We start from the raw sequence: 16,732 nt of genomic DNA, 5'->3' as shown, positions 1-16,732 counted from the left end.
CCTCCTGGCTGGGCGGTCGGTGATCGATGGCGCCCCAACCTACCCGCGCGGCCTACCCGCGCGGCCAGACCCCGCTCCGCTCGGACCGGCCCTGCGGCGGGACCTCGGGCCGCTCCTCGTCGGGGAAGCGCAGCCGCCCCCACCACCGCAGCAGCGTGTCCAGGGGGTGCTCGTCCGCCACGGCCGTCGTGTCCGCCACGGCCCCCGCCTCGACGCCCGCCTCGACGCCCGGCGCGGTGGCCGACCAGACGCCGGCCTGCGCGACGAGGCGTTGCAGCGCCCCTTCATCGTCCTGATCACTCGCAGTCATGAGCCGCTGATTACCCCCGAATTGCCCAGGTAACGTCATCAAACGGTCACGAAACTGCCCCGTCCCGGTCGCGACACGCCCAGAGAGTCGCTCACTTTCGGGCCGTCACCCCACCTCGCGCGGACGGCGGAACCCCGGTCCGGACCCCGGTGATCGAACACCGGCCCGCGCGGACCCGGCACCACCCGAACAGGCGCGGTCCGGGCGTCCGGCAATCGAGTGGACCGTGCTCCCCGACCGTCGGCGTTCCGGCAGCTCACAGCCTGATACCGAAATGGGCAAAGAATATTTTCCCGGCCGGACCGCATGAAGCCGGCACCACCGCCACCGCGATCACCCAGCGTCACCACCGACCGTTCCGCGGCACGCCCCGCACACCCGCCGGACCGTCCGTCCACCCAGATGACCCGATGCCGACGTGGCAATACTGACGGCTGACCGACCAAGTCCCCGCCGCCGTGGCGGGGCGGTCCGCCCGGACGCCCAGTCTCGCCGCCGGTCGGACGTCAGCTCCGCACCCACCCATCGGCGAGAGCGGGAGACCCGAGCACGGCGGGACGGCCTGGAGAGGACCGTCCCTTGGGGTGCAGCCACCGCGCGGTGGCCGGGCAGCTTTCGGAGCCCGAACCCGACAGGACACCTTCCGCAGGCGGTTCCGGAGGAACCCGCGTGACCGAGTCCTCGAACACCCTTGCGCGCCCCCATACCGGGCGCATCCGAGCCGGCGTGGTCACCGTGGTGACCCTGTCGGTGCTCACCGGCGCCGGACTGGCGCCACCGCCGGCCCAGGCGGCCACCCTGCAGGCCAGAGCCCTGAGCGTGGCCGCCTCCAAGCAGGGGGACCCCTACCGCTACGGTGCGGCGGGCCCCGACAGCTTCGACTGCTCGGGCCTGACCTTCTTCGCCTACCGCCAGGCCGGCACCCGCCTGCCGCGCACCGCCCAGGCCCAGTACGACAGCGCCCACCACATCCCCCGCAGCGACCGGCGCCCCGGGGACCTGGTCTTCTTCCACTCCGGCCGGAGCGTCTACCACGTGGCCATCTACGCCGGGAACGACCAGGTCTGGCACGCCCCGCACCCCGGGGCCGATGTGCGCCTGGAGCGCATCTGGACCGACGCCGTCTGGTACGGCCGCCCCTGACCGCGGCCGCCGAGCCCGCACACGCCGGGGACCGACGGCCCGGTTCCCCCTGCCGGACGCACCGTCAGGAAACAATGGCCGGATGAGTTCCGCCCCCGCCACGCCCCCTTCCGGGCCCGCCCAGCCCGCCGGAGCCACCGCGTCCGCCACCCCGGACGAACCGGTCCAACTGGTGCTGTCGGCCGCCTCCGGCGCCACCGACGCGTTCGCCTTCCTCTGCCTGGGCAAGGTGTTCGCCGGGGTGATGACCGGCAACCTGGTCCTGGTCGGGGCCTCGGTCGGGGTCGGCGACCACCAGGTGGTGCCCAGGGCCCTTGCCGCCCTGGCCGGGTACGGGCTCGGCGCGGCGGCGGCCGGCCGGGCCCGGCCCGGGGTGCCGGTCCGCGCCCTGCTGGCGGCCGGGACCGGGCTGCTGGCCGCCGCCGCGGTGGCGTGGGCGCTGGGGTCTGGCCGGTCCCTGCCCGGACAGCTGGTGCTGATCGTCGCCGTCTCCCTGGCCATGGGACTGCAGGCGCAGACCTGGCCGGTGCCCACCACCTACTTCACCGGCACCTTCACCGCCCTGCTGAGCCGCGCCGGGCGGCGGCAGCTGCTGCACGAGGACCGCTGGCCGGCGCTCCGGCTGGCAGCCGTGGTCGTCGGCGCCGCGGCCACCTCGCTGCTCGCCTGGTGCTGCCTGCCCGCCGCCGGCACGGCCGCCGCGGCACTCTCCGCCCTGGCCCTGGCGCTCACCCTCGTGCCCCGTCATAACACCCCGCCAGCCATGTGACCTGGATCACATCGATCACATGTCACGGTCGCGGCCGCCGCATCCGTCTTGGGCCTGTCAGAGCGATTCGGACAACCCGAACAGGGAGACGGACATGAACAGGATCATCATCCTCGGCGCAGGGTACGCGGGCATGACGACGGCGATGAGCCTGGCCGCCCGCACCCGCAGGCGTCAGGACGTGCACATCACGCTGGTCAACCCGCAGCGGCGGTTCACCGAACGGCTGCGGCTGCACCAGGTCGCCTCCGGCCAGCAGCTGGCCGACCTGCAGATCCCCGAGCTGATGGCGGGCACCGGCATCGAGTTCGTCGAGGGCTGGGTGACCGCCGTGGACGCGACCGCGCACACCGTGCGCATCGACGACGAGCGGACGCTGCCCTACGACACCCTGGTGTACGCACTGGGCAGCGTCGCCGACACCGAGACCGTGCCCGGTGTCGACGACCACGCGCACACCCTCACCAACGCCGCCTCGGCCCACGCGCTGGCCGCAACGCTGGGGCGGCTGGACCCGGGCGCGACCGTGGTGGTCGGCGGCAGCGGGCTGACCGGCGTCGAGGCCGCCGCCGAGATCGCCGAGCAGCACCCGGACCTCACCGTGCTGCTGCTGGGACGGGCCGAGCCCGGCTCCATGATGGGCGCCAGGGCGCAGGCCTACCTGCTGGCCGCGCTGGAGCGGCTGGGCGTGCGGGTACGGGCCGGGGCGGAGATCGCCAAGGTGCTCCCGGGCGGCGTCGAACTGGCCGGCGGCGAGCACATCGGCGCCGACGCGGTGCTGTGGACCACCGGGACCCGGGTCTCGCCGCTGGCCGCCGCAGCCGGGCTGACCGTCGACGAGCGGGGCCGGATCGTGACCGGTGACCGGCTGCGCTCGGTCTCCCACCCCGACGTGTACGCCATCGGCGACGCGGCCGCGATCCGGCAGAGCTACGGCGTCATCCACGGCACCTGCCAGAGCGGGATGCCGACCGGCGCCTACACCGCCGCCGCGATCGCCGCGGAGTTGAAGGGCCGTCAGGCCGAGCCGTTCCGGTTCGGGTACCTGCACCAGCCGGTCAGCCTGGGCCGCCACGACGCGGTGATCCAGTTCACCCGCCCCGACGACACCCCCGGCCGCTTCCTGCTCACCGGCAGGAGCGCGGTGTTCTACAAGGAGACCGTGAGCAGCGCCCCTTGGGGAGTCTTCGGCCGGGTCCGGAAGTACGGCGCGGGGATGACGGCGCTGTGGCGCAAGGGCGGTCGCAGCACTAAGATCACCTAGTCGTGACCACCACCGACGACCAGCAGACCTTCGCCGACCACCGGAACCTCCTGTTCTCGGTCGCCTACCGACTGCTGGGCACCGCGATGGACGCCGAGGACGTGGTCCAGGACGCCTGGTTCAAGTGGTCGGCGGCCGACCGTTCCCAGGTCGCCGACCCCAAGGCCTACCTGGCCAGGATCGCGACCAACCTGGCCATGGACCGGCTCCGGTCGGTCCAGCGCAAGCGGGAGTCGTACGTCGGCCCCTGGCTCCCGGAGCCGATCCTCACCGCCGGCCTCCCGGAGCCGGCCGACTCCGGCGCCGACACCCTGGACGCCGTGGAGCGCGCCGACTCGGTGTCGACCGCGATGCTGGTCGTGCTGGAGACGCTCAGCCCGCTGGAGCGGGCGGTGTTCGTGCTGAAGGAGGTCTTCGCCTTCAGCTACGCGGAGATCGCCGGCATCGTCGAACGCACCGAGCCGGCGGTGCGCCAGGCCGGGCACCGGGCCCGGGAGCACGTCCAGGCCCGGCGGCCGAGGTACACCGGCGCCACCGCGGCCAGGCAGCAGGCCACCGAGCGGTTCCTGGCCGCGTCCACCGGGGGCGACATCAACGCGCTGATGGAACTGCTCGCCCCCGACGTCACGCTGTGGACCGACGGCGGCGGCAAGGTCCGCCAGGCGCTGCACCCGGTCGAGGGCCGCGCCAAGGTCGCCGCCTGGATGGCCGGGGTAGCCCGCCGCCGGACCTACGAGGGCGTCGAGATCAGCGACATGACGGTCGCCTTCGTGGAGATCAACGGCGGCCCCGGCATCACCTTCACCGGGGCCGGCCGGGTCATCTCCGTCATGATCGTCGATCTCGACGACGAGGGCCGGATCCGCACCGTCCACAACATCGCCAACCCCGACAAGCTGCAGGCCGTCGCCGGGGGCAGCGTCCACGAGATGGACCCCCGGTGACCGCCTGACCTGCTAGGCCTCCGTCGACCGCTGCTCGTAGCCGACCACCCGCACGCAGGCGGTCAGGCCGAGGATCGCCTGCTCCAGCTCCTCCAGGGTCGGGTAGCTGGGCGCGATCCGGATCAGGGCGTCGCGCGGGTCGTCGCCGTAGGGGTGGGTGGCCCCGGCCGGGGTGAGCACGATGCCGGCTCCGGCGGCGCGGCGGACGACCTCCTTGGCGCAGCCGTCGGCGACCTCCAGGCTGACGAAGTAGCCGCCCTTGGGGTGGGTCCAGGTGGCCAGGCCGGTTCCGCCCAGCTCGGCCTCCAGGATCCGCTGCACCGCCTCGAACTTCGGCTGCAGCAGCGCCCGCTGACGCTCCATATGGGCCCGCACGCCGTCCGCGTCGCGCAGGAACAGCACGTGCCGCAGCTGGTTGACCTTGTCGGGTCCGATGGACCGCTTGGCGTTGTTGCCGAGCAGCCACTGCACATTGGCGGCCGAGGCGCCGAAGAAGGCGACCCCCGCGCCGGCCAGGGTGATCTTGGAGGTCGAGCCGAACACGAACACCCGGTCCGGGTTGCCCGCCGCCTCGCAGGCCGCGAGCAGGTCGGCGATCTCCACCTGCTCGTCGGTGAGGTGGTGCGCGGCGTAGGCGTTGTCCCAGAACACCCGGAAGTCGGGGGCGGCGGTCCCCATCGCGGCCAGCCGGGCCACGGTCTCGTCGCTGTAGCAGGTCCCGTCCGGGTTGCTGTACTTCGGGACGCACCAGATGCCCTTGACCGAGGCGTCCTCGGCGACCAGCCGCTCGACCACGTCCATGTCCGGCCCGGACCCGGTCATCGGCACCGGGATCATGTCGATGCCGAACCGCTCGCAGAGCGCGAAGTGCCGGTCGTAACCGGGGACCGGGCAAAGGAAGGCGATCCGCTCCTGGTCCACCCAGCGGGAGTCGGCCCCGGGCACCCTGCTGAGCAGCGCGTGCACCAGGCAGTCGTGCATCAGCTCCAGGCTGGAGTTGCCCGCCGCGAGCAACTGCGCCACCGGCACCTGCAGCACCCCGGAGAAGATCTCCCGGAGCTCGGCCAGCCCCTGCAGCCCGCCGTAGTTGCGCACGTCGGTGCCGTCGGCGGCGCTGCGCCGGCCCCCGGGAAGGCTCAGCAGGTCGTCGGAGAGGTCGAGTTGGGCCGGCGCCGGCTTGCCCCGGGTGAGGTCGAGCGACAGCCCGCGGCCCGCGAGGGCCTCGTAGTCCTTGCGTGCCCGGTCGAGGAGATCATCCAGGGTGGTGGAGCTCAACTCGGTGGTCATGGGTTTCCTCTCGCAGGGCCCGCACGCGCGGCGGGTGTCACCTGCTGAGCATACAAAGCAGCGGACGCCGCCGTTCCGTGGGGCGCCGCGCAAAAACCACTGGCCGCTCCACCAGCCGCTTTGCTTGGATGCGGGCATGACCAACGACCTGCCGGACGGCGGCCTCCCCGACGGCTACGAGATCTCCACCGACCCCGCGCGGCTCGACGCCGCCCTGATCCACCGGTGGCTGTCGCAGGACGCCTACTGGGCCCTCGGCCGGGTCCGGGAGAAGCAGGACGCCGCCATCGCCGGCTCGCTCAACTTCGGCGTCTACGACCTCGCCTCGGGCGCCCAGGTCGGCTACGCCCGCGTCGTCACCGACCGGGCCACCTTCGCCTGGCTCTGCGACGTCTACATCGCCCCCGAGGTCCGCGGCAAGGGCCTGGGCACCGCGCTGGCCGGTGCGGTCCGGGACGAGATGGCCCCCTACGGCATCCGCCGGATCATGCTGGCCACCGCGGACGCGCACGCCGTCTACGCCAAGGTCGGCTTCGAGCCGCTGGCCGAGCCGGGCAAGTGGATGGCGCTCGGCCTGCAGTGACCAAACGGTGCCGGCGGACGGGCCGTGCCCGTCCGCCGGCACTGCCGATCAGGAAGGCCGCACCTCCGAGGCCGCCGACACCTCCGAGAAGAGCAGGGTGAAGGTGGTGGCCCCGGCGGTGAGCCGGTGCTGGGGCAGCGCGCCCGGGCCGCAGGACCCGCTGCCGATGCCCTGGTGCGCCTGGTCCAGGGTGAGGAAGACCTGGTCGCGCGGGTGCAGATCGGCGGTGTGACGCGCCGCGTCGAGGTCCTCGCTGGTCCACGGCCGGGCGGTGAAGTCGAAGAACGGCTCCCCCTCCACCCGCAGCCCCGAGCCGTCGGCGTCCAGGAAGGTCGCCCAGCGCACCTCCGAGCGGTTGCCGTTCTCCTGCGGCATCACATAGGGCGTCTGCAGCTGCGCCACCGGCGCGGCGAACCGCCCCACCCGGACGGCCTGCCGGGTGTCCCGGTAGGACTCCCCCGGGCCGAGCCCGAACCAGGTCGCCCGGTCGAACGCCGCGGGCAGCGCCATCCGCAGCCCCAGCCGGGGCAGGGTCAGCGCGTCCCACTCGCCCTCGGGGACCACCGAGAGGTCCAGCCGCAGCCGGCCGTCCTCCAGGCTCCAGCGGTACTCGGCCTGCAGCCCCAGGTCGGTCGCCGCGGGCGCGACCCGGCTGCGGACCACGAACGCGCCGTCCTCCGGGCCGGCGGAGACCGTGCGGTGCCGCATCCGGTCCAGCCCGGCCCGGCGCCAGGCGCGGGCGATCGAGCGCTCACCGCCGCCGAGGTCGTTGTCGGTGGGCGCCCGCCAGACGTCCAGCCGCGGACCGCTCACCGCCAGCCCGCCCAGCCGCACCAGCACCCCCGACGCGGGGTCGAACCGGGCCGGACCGAGGGCCGCCCCGTCCTGCCGCTCCGACCCGTCCGACCCGGACGGCACCGGGGTGCGCCGCGGCCGCTCGGCGAGCTGCAGCTGCCCCCAGGCCACCTCGTGCCCGGCCGGGGCCCAGGGCTGGTCCTCGGCCAGGGTGGCCCGCACGGTCAGCCAGGACTCCCCCGCCGCGGCGGGGACCTTGGGCAGCGGCAGCTCAACACCGGTCCCGGCCGGTACCTCCGGCACGGTGAGGGTGCCCCGGGCCACCGGCACACCCTCCTCCTCCACCGTCCAGTCGAAGGCGAGGTGCTCCAACGAGCGGAAGTCGTACAGGTTGTCGATGCGCAGCCCGCCCCCGCCGCCACCCGCCGCAGTGCCGCCGATCCGCACCGGCGCCACCACCTTCCGGAACTCGACCAGCCCCGGCGAGGGCGTGCGGTCCGGGAACAGCAGTCCGTCGGCGATGAAGTTGCCGTCGTGCAGCGGTTCGCCGAAGTCGCCGCCGTAGGCGTAGTACGGGGTGCCGTCCGGGGTGCGCTGCGGGATGCCGTGGTCGATCCACTCCCAGACGAACCCGCCCTGGAGCCGCTCGTATCGCTCGAAGAGCTCCTGGTACTCCGTCAGGCCGCCCGGCCCGTTGCCCATGGCGTGGGCGTACTCGCACTGGATGAACGGCAGGGTGCGCCGGTGGGCGTCGCGCTCGGGGGTCGAGGCCGGCGCCTCCTCGCGCCGGCCGATGGCGAGCACCTCCTCGTGCGAGGCGTACATTCGCGAGTAGACGTCGACGTAGGAGCTGTCCCAGTCGCCCTCGTAGTGCACCGGCCGCTCCGGGTCCCGGTGGTGGCACCAGGCAGCCATGGCCTCCAGGTTGGCGCCGTGCCCGGCCTCGTTGCCGAGGGACCAGAGCAGGATCGCGGGGTGGTTCTTGTCGCGCTCGACGGTGCGCTCGATCCGGTCCAGGCAGGCCTCGTGCCACATCGGGTCGTCGGTGGGGTTGCGGCGCCAGCCGACCTCGGTGAAACCGTGGGTCTCCAGGTCGCACTCGTCGATCACCCACAGCCCGTACTCGTCGCACAGGTCCAGGAAGTCCGGGTGCGGCGGGTAGTGGCTGGTGCGGACGGCGTTGATGTTGTGACGCTTCATCAGCAGCACGTCCTGCAGCATGGTGGCCCGGTCCAGGGCGCGGCCCCGCTCGGGGTGCCACTCGTGCCGGTTGACGCCGCGGAACAGGATCCGCCGCCCGTTCACCCGCAGCACGCCGTCCTCGATCGCGATGCTGCGGAAGCCGATGCGCAGGCTGACGGTCTCCTGCGGGGTGCTGAGCACGGCGTCGTACAGCCGGGGCTGCTCGGCGGACCAGGGCTCGACGCCGGGGATCCGGTGCGGTCCGGCCGGATCGACCCGGTCCAGGCCGAGTTCGGGGATGCTCAGGGTGGCCGGCGCTGAGGTCTCCACGGAGAGGACGCCGGTCCCGGTGGCGTGCTCGTAGCCGGCGTGGACGAAGTGGTCGTCCAGCGCCGCCTCGGGCCGGGACAGCAGGGTGACGTCGCGGAAGATCCCGGACAGCCACCACATGTCCTGGTCCTCCAGGTAGCTCCCGGAGGACCACTGGTTCACCCGCACCGCGAGGGTGTTGCGGCCGGGGCGCAGCAGTTGGCCCACCTCGAACTCGTGGGCGAGCCGGCTGCCCTTGGCGTGGCCCAGCGGCTCGCCGTTCAGCCAGACCCGGAAGCAGGAGTCCACACCGTCGAAGCGGAGCAGGGTCCGCGCGCCCTGGTCGGGTCCGGGCCAGTCCGCCGGCAGGTCGAAGCCGCGGCGGTAGTCGCCGGTCGGGTTCTCGTCGGGCACGTGCGGGGGGTCGACCGGGAAGGGGTAGCGCACATTGGTGTAGGCGGGCGAGCCGTGGCCGTTCAGCTGCCAGTGGCCGGGCACCGGGATCTCGTCCCAGCTCCGCTCCCAGTCGGCGTCGAAGCCGGGGTCGGGCTCGGCCGCGGTGGGCCGCAGCTGGAAGCGCCAGGTGCCGTTGAGGCTCAGTGCCGGCGCGTTCGAGCGGGTGGCGGTCCGGGCGGGCTCGAAGCCGAGGCCCGGCCCCGGGTCCTCGTAGTAGGGCAGGTCCACGGAACTCCTCGGGAACGGTCGTGTCGCGGTGGTCGGCTCGGCGGGTTCTCCTGCCCGAATCTAGCCCGTCACCATCGGACCGGGTACCGGCAACCCAGGGGTCAGTCGCCGAGCGGGATCCGCAGGCAGCGGGTGCCGGTCAGGTCCAGCCAGGCCTCCTCGGGGCCGCGGACCAGCCGCAGCACCACCGCCTCGCACCCGGGGCAGCGGGCCACCAGGGGTCCCGGCGCCCGCCCGTAGACCAGCAGCGACGCCAGCGGACCGTCCAGGCCGCAGGCCGTGCAGCGGCCGAGCGCGGCGGTGACGTCCACCCGGAAGATCTCCGCCAGCGGCCCGGCCAGCGCATTGCCGTCCAGCGCGCTGCTGTCCAGTGCGCTGCCGTCCTGGTGACGTTCGGTCATGCGATCAGCCTCCGCCGGCTCCGAAGCGCTCGGTCCTGACCCGGCGCGGGTCGTGGCCGAGCTTGGTGAGGATGTCGGCGGCCGCCTCGACGAAGCCGGTCGGCCCGCAGACGTAGCAGGCCGGCTCGAACTCCGGCGGCCAGCCGTGGCGCTCGACGTCCTCGGCGTTCAGCCGCGCCGGGATCCGGGACGAACCCGGCGGCCCGGACCGGGTGTGCAGCAGCGTCACGTCCGCCCCGGCGTCCCCGGCCGGCGGACGGCGCAGCTCCTCGGCGTAGTAGAGGTCGGCCGGGGTCCGCAGCGAGTACAGCAGCCGGAACGGGGTGCGGCTGCCCTCGGCCCTGCGGGTCCGCACCATGGCCATCAGCGGGACGATGCCGGCGCCGCCGGCGATCAGCAGCACCGGCGCCGGATCGGCGGGCCGCCAGACGAACCAGCCGCCCACCGGGCCGCGCACCTCGATCGGGTCGCCGATGGTCAGTACCTCGGTCAGGTAGGGGGAGACCTCCCCGTCGGGGACCCGCTGCACCGTCAGCTCGATCCGGTCGCCCCTGGCCGGCGCCGACAGCGAGTAGCTGCGCTGGGCCTGGTAGCCGTCCTCGGCGGTGAGCTGCAGGTCCACGTGCTGCCCGGCCAGGTGCCCGGGCCAGCCGGGGACGTCGAGCACCAGGGTCCGCGCCGTCGCCGTCTCGTCGTGCACCCCGGCCAGCCGCGCCACCCGCCATCCCGCCGCCATGCTCAGTCCCCCTGGTAGCGCTGCTCGCGCCACGGGTCGCCGTAGTCGTGGTAGCCGGCGCTCTCCCAGAACCCCGGCTCGTCCCGGGTCAGCAGCCGCAGGCCGCGGACCCACTTCGCCGACTTCCACAGGTACAGGTGCGGCACCAGCAGCCGGGCCGGGCCGCCGTGCTCGGCGGACAGGTCCTTGCCGTCGTAGCCGTAGGCGATCCAGGCCTGACCGTTCCTCAGGTCCTGCAGCGGCAGATTGGTGGTGTACCCGCCGTAGCTGTCGGCCAGGACGAAGTCCGCGGCCGTCTCCACCCCGGCCAGCAGGGTGTCCAGGGACACCCCCTGCCACCGGGTGCGCAGCTTGGACCAGCGCGTCACACAGTGCAGGTCCACCGTCATCCGCTCGCTGGGCAGCGCCATCAGCTCCGGCCAGGACCAGCGGTGCGTCGTCCCGCTCTCGGTGGTGACGGAGAACTCCCACCGGTCCAGCGGCACCCGCGGCGTCGGCCCGGCCGACAGCACCGGGAAGTCCTCCACCAGGTACTGCCCCGGCGGCAGCTCCACCTCCCGGCCCCGCGGCCTGCCATGAAACCCGGGCGAGACGATCCCCACGGCAGCTCCTCTCCCACGCGATGCACTCCCGTCGAGGCTACGGCCCGCCGGGCCGCACCGCGCGGGATACGGCGAGGCGCCCCGCACCGGTTCGGTGCGGGGCGCCTCTGGAGAAGCCCTGGGCGTTGATGTTGGAGTAGTGGGCGAAGACGTCGGCGCCGCCGCCGTCCTGCTCGATGAAGCCGAAGCCCTTTTCGGCGTTGAACCACTTCACGGTACCGCTGGCCATGCTGTTCTCCTTGATGCGCACAGTCGCCCCAGCGTCCGCATGGTGCGGCGCCACGCCCCGGTGCGCCCCGGCAGTGACCCGGTCCCGGACAGCAGAAACGCCCGTGATCGCGATCACGGGCGAGACGGACTCGGGAACCACGACTGCTACTGGGCCTAACGCTACTGCCCCGGAGTCGCACCCGCTACGCGATACGCAAACCAGAACCGTGCCGGGTGACCCCGCACCGGGTCCTCAGGTCGATTCCGCGGTGGTCAGGTAGCGGTTGAGCGGGGGTTCCTGGGCCAGCACCGCGCCGATGGTGATGGCGAAGGTGACCGCGGCGCAGAGCACGATCAGCCAGGACAGCACGGCGAGGACCAGACCGAGGGCGCCGTAGGCGGACAGCGAGCGGTTCAGCGCGCTGGGCATGTAGATCCGTGCGGTCAGGGCCAGGGCGGACATCGCCGCCGAGGCCAGCAGGGCCCCGGGCAGCAGCGGCAGCCAGGCGACCCGGGCGGCGAGCAGCAGGTGCTGGGTCCACCACCACAGCACCAGCCCGGCCAGGAAGCTCACCGGTACCCCCAGCCAGATCCCGACCCCGAAGCCGTCCCGCAGCGGCCCCTGCACCAGGACCAGCAGCAGGATCGACACCACCCAGAGCAGCCAGCGCCAGGCGGCGATCCTGGTTCCGGACTTGGGCAGCAGCCAGGCCCGCTCGCAGACCCGGGCCATCGCCCGGCTGAAGCTGGTCGACGACACCAGGGCCATCAGTACGCCGATGATCCCGGTGGTCTGCCGCAGCTGCTCGTCGCCGGTGCCTCCGCTCAGGGCCGCGTTCAGCTGCTGGTCCGACGCGCCGGTGAGTCCGAACACCGAGCGCAGCGAGTCCAGCAGCTGGTCGCGCACCCCCTGCGGGGCGAACGCGCCGAGCGCGAACAGCAGCGGCACCGAGGTCAGGAAGGCCTGGGCGGCGAGCCGGGTGCCGGCGTCGAGCAGGTTGGCCGACAGCAGACGGTTCGTCAGCTCGGTCAGCACCGGCATCCGCCGCTCGGCCCGGGCGCGCAGCTCCTCCGCCCGGGTGCGCAGGCCTTCGGCGCGGACGTGCACCCGCTCCGAGGCGTGCCTCCAGGCGGTCGTCAGGAACATCCGCCCCTCCCCTCGCCTCGCCGCGCCCCGCGTGGGCGTACCCTCCCAGCCTCGGCGACCGGACCGGTGACGGCCATTCACAGCCCCCCAGCCAGCCGTCGGCTCCACCCGGACGGCCCAAGCACCGGGTCAGCGGCTCCTCAACGGTCAGGAGCGATGCGGTCCGGTGGTGGGCGGGGCGATGTAGCCCTCGCGGGCCAGCTTGGGCAGGATGCCGCCGGCGGCGAGGATCTCCAGCACCATCGGCGGCAGCGCCCCGCCGGGCAGCCGGGTGCCGGTGGCGGTGTTCTCGATCCAGCCCTCGGCGAAGTCCAGCCGCGCGGTGTCGCCGTCGGCGAAGGCCGCGGTGGCACCGGGGACGGTCAGCGCGGGCAGGCCGTGGTTGATGGCGTTGCGCAGGAACAGCGAGTTGAACTCCTCGGCGACCAGCGCGGCCACGCCGAGCTCGCGGAACAGGGCGGCGACCGGACGGGAGGACCCCAGGCCGAAGTTGCGGCCCGCCACGACGATGTCGCCCGGTCCGACCTGCTCGGTCCAGCCCGGCCGCAGCTCGTAGAAGATGTGCCTGGCGGCCTCGGGGACCGGCAGCTTCATCGCGAAGGCGGGGTACATGGCGTCGGTGGTGACACTGTCGCCGACCACCCAGACCCGTCCGGTGAGCAGGGTGTCCATCAGTTCAGCTCCGTTCGCGGGTCGGTGACGTACCCGGTCAGTGCGGAGGCCGCGACGGTCGCCGGCGAGGCCATGTAGATCTCGGCGTCGGGGCTGCCCATCCGGCCGGTGAAGTTGCGGGTGCTGGAGGTCAGGCAGACCTCGCCCGGGGCGAGCAGCCCCATGTGGTAGCCGAAGCAGGCACCGCAGGTGGAGTTGGTGACCACGGCGCCCGCGTCGGCCAGGTCCTGCAGGTACCCGGCGCGCAGCGCGTCCCGGTAGACCTGCTGCGAGGCCGGGGTGACCAGCAGCCGCACCCCGGGAGCGACCGTGCGGCCGCGCACGATGGCGGCGGCGACGGCGAGGTCCTCCAACTGGCCGTTGGCGCAGGAGCCGATGAAGCACTGGTCGACCTTGCGGCGCTCGATCTCGGTGACCGGGAAGGAGTTCCGGCTGACCGTGCCGGGCCGGGCCACCTGCGGCACCAGGGTGTCCAGGTCGACGGTCCGCACCGCCGCGTAGACGGCGTCGGGGTCCGGGTCGGCGGCGGTGAACGGGGCGCCGCCGGGCGAGTGCCGCTCGATGAAGTCACGGCACAGCTCGTCGGCGGGGAAGGTGGAGAAGTCGGCGGAGATCTCGGCGCCCTGGGTGGCGATGGTGCGCCGGTCGCTCATCGGGATCGACGCCAGGCCGGGGCCGCCGTACTCCAGGTTCTGGTTGGTGGCGTCGCCGTAGACCCCGGCGATGTGCAGGAAGACGTCCTTGCCGGAGACCGCGGCGGGCCTGGTGCCGGTGAACTCGTAGCGGACGGTGGGGGCGACCTGGAACCAGGTGGATCCGGTGCACAGGATCGAGTAGATCTCGGCCGGGCCCAGGCCGCGGGCCGCGGTGTTGTAGGCGCCGGCCGCGCAGGTGTGGGAGTCGGTGCAGGCCAGGATCTCCCCGGGACGGGCCAGTCCGTTCTCGGCGATGACCTGGTGGCAGATGCCGTGCCGGCCGACGTCGTAGAACCTCGCGATGCCGAAGTCGCGGGCGAAGGCGCGGGCCCGGGTGCCGCCGGCGGCGTCGTGCACCGAGGGGGCCGGCACCGCGTGGTCCATGACCACGGCGACCTTGTCCGGGTCGTTGATCCGCAGCGGCGGGGTCCACGCCGTGGCGAACTGGAGGTCGATCATCACGGTCATGTCGACCTCGCAGACCACCGTCTGACCGGCGCTCACCTGCGCCAGACCGGCCTTGCGGGCCAGGATCCTCTCAATCATGGTCATGCCCATCAGACGTTCACCTCGCGGTGACGCTCGCCGATCGCGGACCAGTCGCTCAGCCCGACCAGTTCGAACAGGCCCTGCGGACCCGCGCCCACCTCGGGCAGGGTGCCGCCCAGCCGCACCAGGGCGTCCAGGCCGTGCAGGACGTAGGGGGCCAGCAGGGCGCCGGGGTGGATGGCGATGCGGTAGCCCAGCGCGGCCAGCGTGGCCGGGGCGGTGTCGGGGGTCAGCCCGCCCTGCACCATGTTGATCAGCAGCGGGGCGTCGACCTCGCGGGCGATCCGCTCGATCTCCCCGATGCTCCGGGGGGCCTCCACGAAGACCACGTCGGCGCCGGCCCTGGCGTAGCGGTTGGCGCGGTCGATGGCCGCGTCGACGCCGAGCGGGCCGCGGGCGTCGGTACGGGCCACCAGCACCAGGTCCGGGTCGGTCCGCGCGTCCAGGGCGGCCCGGAGCTTGGCCTCGAACCGCTCCGCCGGGACGAGTTCCTTGTCGGGCAGGTGGCCGCAGCGCTTGGGGAAGGCCTGGTCCTCCAACTGGATCGCGGCCACGCCGGCGCGCTCGTAGGCACGCACGGTGCGCACCACGTTCATGGGTTCGCCGTAGCCGGTGTCCGCGTCGGCGATCAGCGGGACGTCGCCCAGGGTGTCGGCGACGATCCCGGCCCGCTCGACCATCTCGGTGGCGGTGAGCAGGCCGATGTCCGGCAGGCCGAAGCCCGCGACCGAGACGCCCGCGCCGGTCAGGTACGCGGCGCCGAAGCCGGTGCGGGCGACCAGCGCGGCGCCCAGGCCGTCGTAGACGCCGGGTGCAGTGACCAGGTCGCCGCCGGACAGCAGGGCGCGCAGCCGCGCGCCGGGGGTGGAGGGGTTCATGACGGCTCCTCAGCAGGGACGGGTGGGGGGCGACGCGCGGTCAGCCCAGCGCGCCGCGGGCGGGGGCGGCGAGCAGGTCGATCAGCGGCCGCAGGTCGGGCTGCTGCTCCAGGCCGAGCACCAGCCGCTCGATCTCGGCGGCGCGTTCCGGGTCGACCGCGTGGGCGGTCAGGGTCCGGTACTTGGCGCGGATCTCGGCGTTGGTCAGCGGGTCGTCCGGGCCGCCGTGCGGCTGGTTCAGGGCCCGGGTCAGGGTCCCGCCACTGCGCAGGGCCAGGGTGACCCGGGTGTTGTAGCCGGGCTGGTCCCAGGAGGGGTCCTGCTGCTCGTCGACCTGCTCGACCCCGGTGCGCCCGATCAGCGACCACACGTCGTCGGCGTCGATCCGGGCGGCGGTGAACTGGGCCGGGCCGACCTGCCCGTCCAGCAGGGCCACCGAGGTGGCGTAGGCGATGTTCATCTGCGCGCCGATGGTGGTCAGCGGGCGCTCGGGCTGCCACCAGCCGTGGTGGTACACCGTGCCGGGGACCTGGATCCGGACCGCGTCGACGTCCCGCGCGGTGATCCCGTGCTCGCGGACCAGGGCGAGCACGGCGTCGATCGCCGGGTGCAGTCCGCCCATCGCCGCATGGATCTTGACGGTGACCGCCTCGGTGTTCCAGACCTTCCCCAGGTCGCCGCTGATCCGGGCGGCATCGGGGTGGTGGCCCTCGCCGAAGGTGGACAGGAAACCGCCGTAGGAGCGCTCGAACACCCGCTTGATGCCGGTGTAGCCGCCCTCGGCCAGCCCGGCGGCGTAGAAGCCGTTGCGGGCGGCGAAGCCGTGGTGCATGCGCTTGGACATCGCCTCGTACTGGGCCGCCATCAGCCCGGCCGACTGGGTGGCCGCCAGGCCCAGCGCGTCCTCGAAGGCCGCCCCGTCCAGGCCGCGGAGCACCCCGCAGGCCGCCGCGGCGGCGTGGGTGCCGAAGACCGGCCCCGAGTGCCAGCCGCGCAGCAGCATCTCCGGGCCGTTGAGGGCCAGGCCGACCCGGGTGCCGGTCTCGATGCCGGCGATCACGGCGTGCAGGAAGTCCGCGCCGGTGACGGCTCCGGTGCCGGTGCCGGTGCCGGTGCCGCGTCGGGAGGCGGTGGACAGCAGCGCCGGCAGCACCAGGGAGGCGCAGTGCAGCGGAGCCCTCGGGTAGTAGTCGTCGAGTTCGAAGCCCTGGATGAAGGTCCCGTTGAGTACCGCCGCCGCCGCGGCGCCGGTGCCGCGGCCCCAGCCGATCAGCGGGGTGTCGCCCTCCCCCTCCAGTGCCAGTACCGCCTCCACCGCGGTGCGGGACCACGGCAGTTGGGCGCCGATCAGCGCGCAGCCCAGACCGTCCAGGACCAGGTGGGCGGCGCGCTCGCGCACCTGGACCGGGATCCGGTCCAGGGTCGACGCCGCCAGCCACTGGGCGAGTCGGCCGGTGGGGCCGTCCGGGTCGGTGGGGCCGTCCGAGTCGGGGGGTCCCGCTGCGTCGGTGGTCAGCATGGTCTCGCCTCACTTCATCGTCGATATTAGAATTTATAACATCTAGTTTTGTG

General features: G+C 73.4%; 17 protein-coding genes. 5 read left to right on the top strand and 12 right to left on the bottom strand.

The genetic code is table 11. From position 1 onward, the window contains the following. Positions 1 to 52 precede the first annotated feature (52 nt). Positions 53 to 310 carry a hypothetical protein gene (locus tag IF29_RS0127000; protein ID WP_030260078.1) on the bottom strand — a complete coding sequence of 86 codons (258 nt, stop codon included), beginning with the start codon at positions 308 to 310 and terminating at the stop codon, positions 53 to 55. Between the two features lie 669 nt (positions 311 to 979). Between IF29_RS0127000 and IF29_RS0126995 the strand changes: the two genes are divergently transcribed. The 4 genes from IF29_RS0126995 (at position 980) to IF29_RS0126980 (ending at position 4,430) form a co-directional block, all read left to right on the top strand. Beyond that, a complete protein-coding gene (locus IF29_RS0126995) occupies positions 980 to 1,453 on the top strand; it encodes a C40 family peptidase (protein ID WP_037596761.1) in 474 nt (157 codons plus the stop codon). Between the two features lie 82 nt (positions 1,454 to 1,535). Then, positions 1,536 to 2,222, top strand: coding sequence for a YoaK family protein (locus IF29_RS0126990; RefSeq protein ID WP_051726053.1), 687 nt, complete (start codon positions 1,536 to 1,538; stop codon positions 2,220 to 2,222). A 94-nt stretch (positions 2,223 to 2,316) separates the two neighbouring features. Next, a complete protein-coding gene (locus tag IF29_RS0126985) occupies positions 2,317 to 3,486 on the top strand; it encodes an NAD(P)/FAD-dependent oxidoreductase (RefSeq protein ID WP_030260071.1) in 1,170 nt (389 codons plus the stop codon). A gap of 2 nt (positions 3,487 to 3,488) precedes the next feature. Further along, positions 3,489 to 4,430, top strand: a complete 942-nt coding sequence (locus IF29_RS0126980) for an RNA polymerase sigma-70 factor (RefSeq protein WP_030260068.1) — start codon at positions 3,489 to 3,491, stop codon at positions 4,428 to 4,430. A gap of 12 nt (positions 4,431 to 4,442) precedes the next feature. Here IF29_RS0126980 and IF29_RS0126975 read toward each other — a convergent pair whose 3' ends face one another. After that, entirely contained in the window at positions 4,443 to 5,717 is a 1,275-nt protein-coding gene (locus IF29_RS0126975) for an aspartate aminotransferase type Ic (protein WP_030260065.1), read from the bottom strand. Between the two features lie 136 nt (positions 5,718 to 5,853). Between IF29_RS0126975 and IF29_RS0126970 the strand changes: the two genes are divergently transcribed. Next, a complete protein-coding gene (locus IF29_RS0126970; protein WP_030260064.1) occupies positions 5,854 to 6,300 on the top strand; it encodes a GNAT family N-acetyltransferase in 447 nt (148 codons plus the stop codon). Between the two features lie 48 nt (positions 6,301 to 6,348). On the opposite strand, the gene IF29_RS0126965 is transcribed toward IF29_RS0126970, so the two are convergent. The 10 genes from IF29_RS0126965 to IF29_RS0126920 all read right to left on the bottom strand — a co-directional run bounded on the left by IF29_RS0126965 (position 6,349) and on the right by IF29_RS0126920 (position 16,679). Then, a complete protein-coding gene (locus IF29_RS0126965; RefSeq protein ID WP_030260062.1) occupies positions 6,349 to 9,270 on the bottom strand; it encodes a glycoside hydrolase family 2 TIM barrel-domain containing protein in 2,922 nt (973 codons plus the stop codon). 101 nt (positions 9,271 to 9,371) lie between these two features. After that, positions 9,372 to 9,671: a DUF6510 family protein gene (locus tag IF29_RS0126960; protein WP_051726052.1), complete on the bottom strand. Its 300-nt coding sequence runs from the start codon at positions 9,669 to 9,671 to the stop codon at positions 9,372 to 9,374. A gap of 4 nt (positions 9,672 to 9,675) precedes the next feature. Further along, positions 9,676 to 10,407: a ferredoxin reductase gene (locus IF29_RS0126955; RefSeq protein WP_198037562.1), complete on the bottom strand. Its 732-nt coding sequence runs from the start codon at positions 10,405 to 10,407 to the stop codon at positions 9,676 to 9,678. A 2-nt stretch (positions 10,408 to 10,409) separates the two neighbouring features. Then, on the bottom strand, positions 10,410 to 11,009 hold the full coding sequence (locus tag IF29_RS0126950) for a sulfite oxidase-like oxidoreductase (protein WP_030260057.1): 600 nt from the start codon (positions 11,007 to 11,009) through the stop codon (positions 10,410 to 10,412). A gap of 37 nt (positions 11,010 to 11,046) precedes the next feature. Beyond that, positions 11,047 to 11,238 carry a cold-shock protein gene (locus IF29_RS48610; RefSeq protein ID WP_269665023.1) on the bottom strand — a complete coding sequence of 64 codons (192 nt, stop codon included), beginning with the start codon at positions 11,236 to 11,238 and terminating at the stop codon, positions 11,047 to 11,049. A 234-nt stretch (positions 11,239 to 11,472) separates the two neighbouring features. Continuing rightward, the gene (locus IF29_RS0126940; RefSeq protein ID WP_084715010.1) at positions 11,473 to 12,366 is read right to left on the bottom strand and encodes a YhjD/YihY/BrkB family envelope integrity protein; all 894 of its coding nucleotides are present in this window, start codon (positions 12,364 to 12,366) and stop codon (positions 11,473 to 11,475) included. Positions 12,367 to 12,513: 147 nt separating this feature from the next. Beyond that, positions 12,514 to 13,038, bottom strand: coding sequence for a LeuD/DmdB family oxidoreductase small subunit (locus IF29_RS0126935; RefSeq protein WP_030260049.1), 525 nt, complete (start codon positions 13,036 to 13,038; stop codon positions 12,514 to 12,516). Next, on the bottom strand, positions 13,038 to 14,285 hold the full coding sequence (locus IF29_RS0126930; protein ID WP_232242463.1) for a 3-isopropylmalate dehydratase large subunit: 1,248 nt from the start codon (positions 14,283 to 14,285) through the stop codon (positions 13,038 to 13,040). Before IF29_RS0126930 ends, IF29_RS0126935 begins: the two co-directional genes overlap by 1 nt. 5 nt (positions 14,286 to 14,290) lie before the next feature. Further along, entirely contained in the window at positions 14,291 to 15,160 is an 870-nt protein-coding gene (locus IF29_RS0126925) for an isocitrate lyase/PEP mutase family protein (protein ID WP_030260045.1), read from the bottom strand. 40 nt (positions 15,161 to 15,200) lie between these two features. Beyond that, complete coding sequence (locus tag IF29_RS0126920; RefSeq protein ID WP_030260042.1) at positions 15,201 to 16,679, bottom strand: MmgE/PrpD family protein; 1,479 nt, start codon at positions 16,677 to 16,679, stop codon at positions 15,201 to 15,203. Positions 16,680 to 16,732: the final 53 nt, after the last annotated feature.

Origin of the sequence: Streptacidiphilus jeojiense (assembly GCF_000719095.1) — a bacterium.
GTDB lineage: Bacteria > Actinomycetota > Actinomycetes > Streptomycetales > Streptomycetaceae > Streptacidiphilus > Streptacidiphilus jeojiensis.
This window is presented reverse-complemented; position numbering and strand designations above follow the sequence as displayed.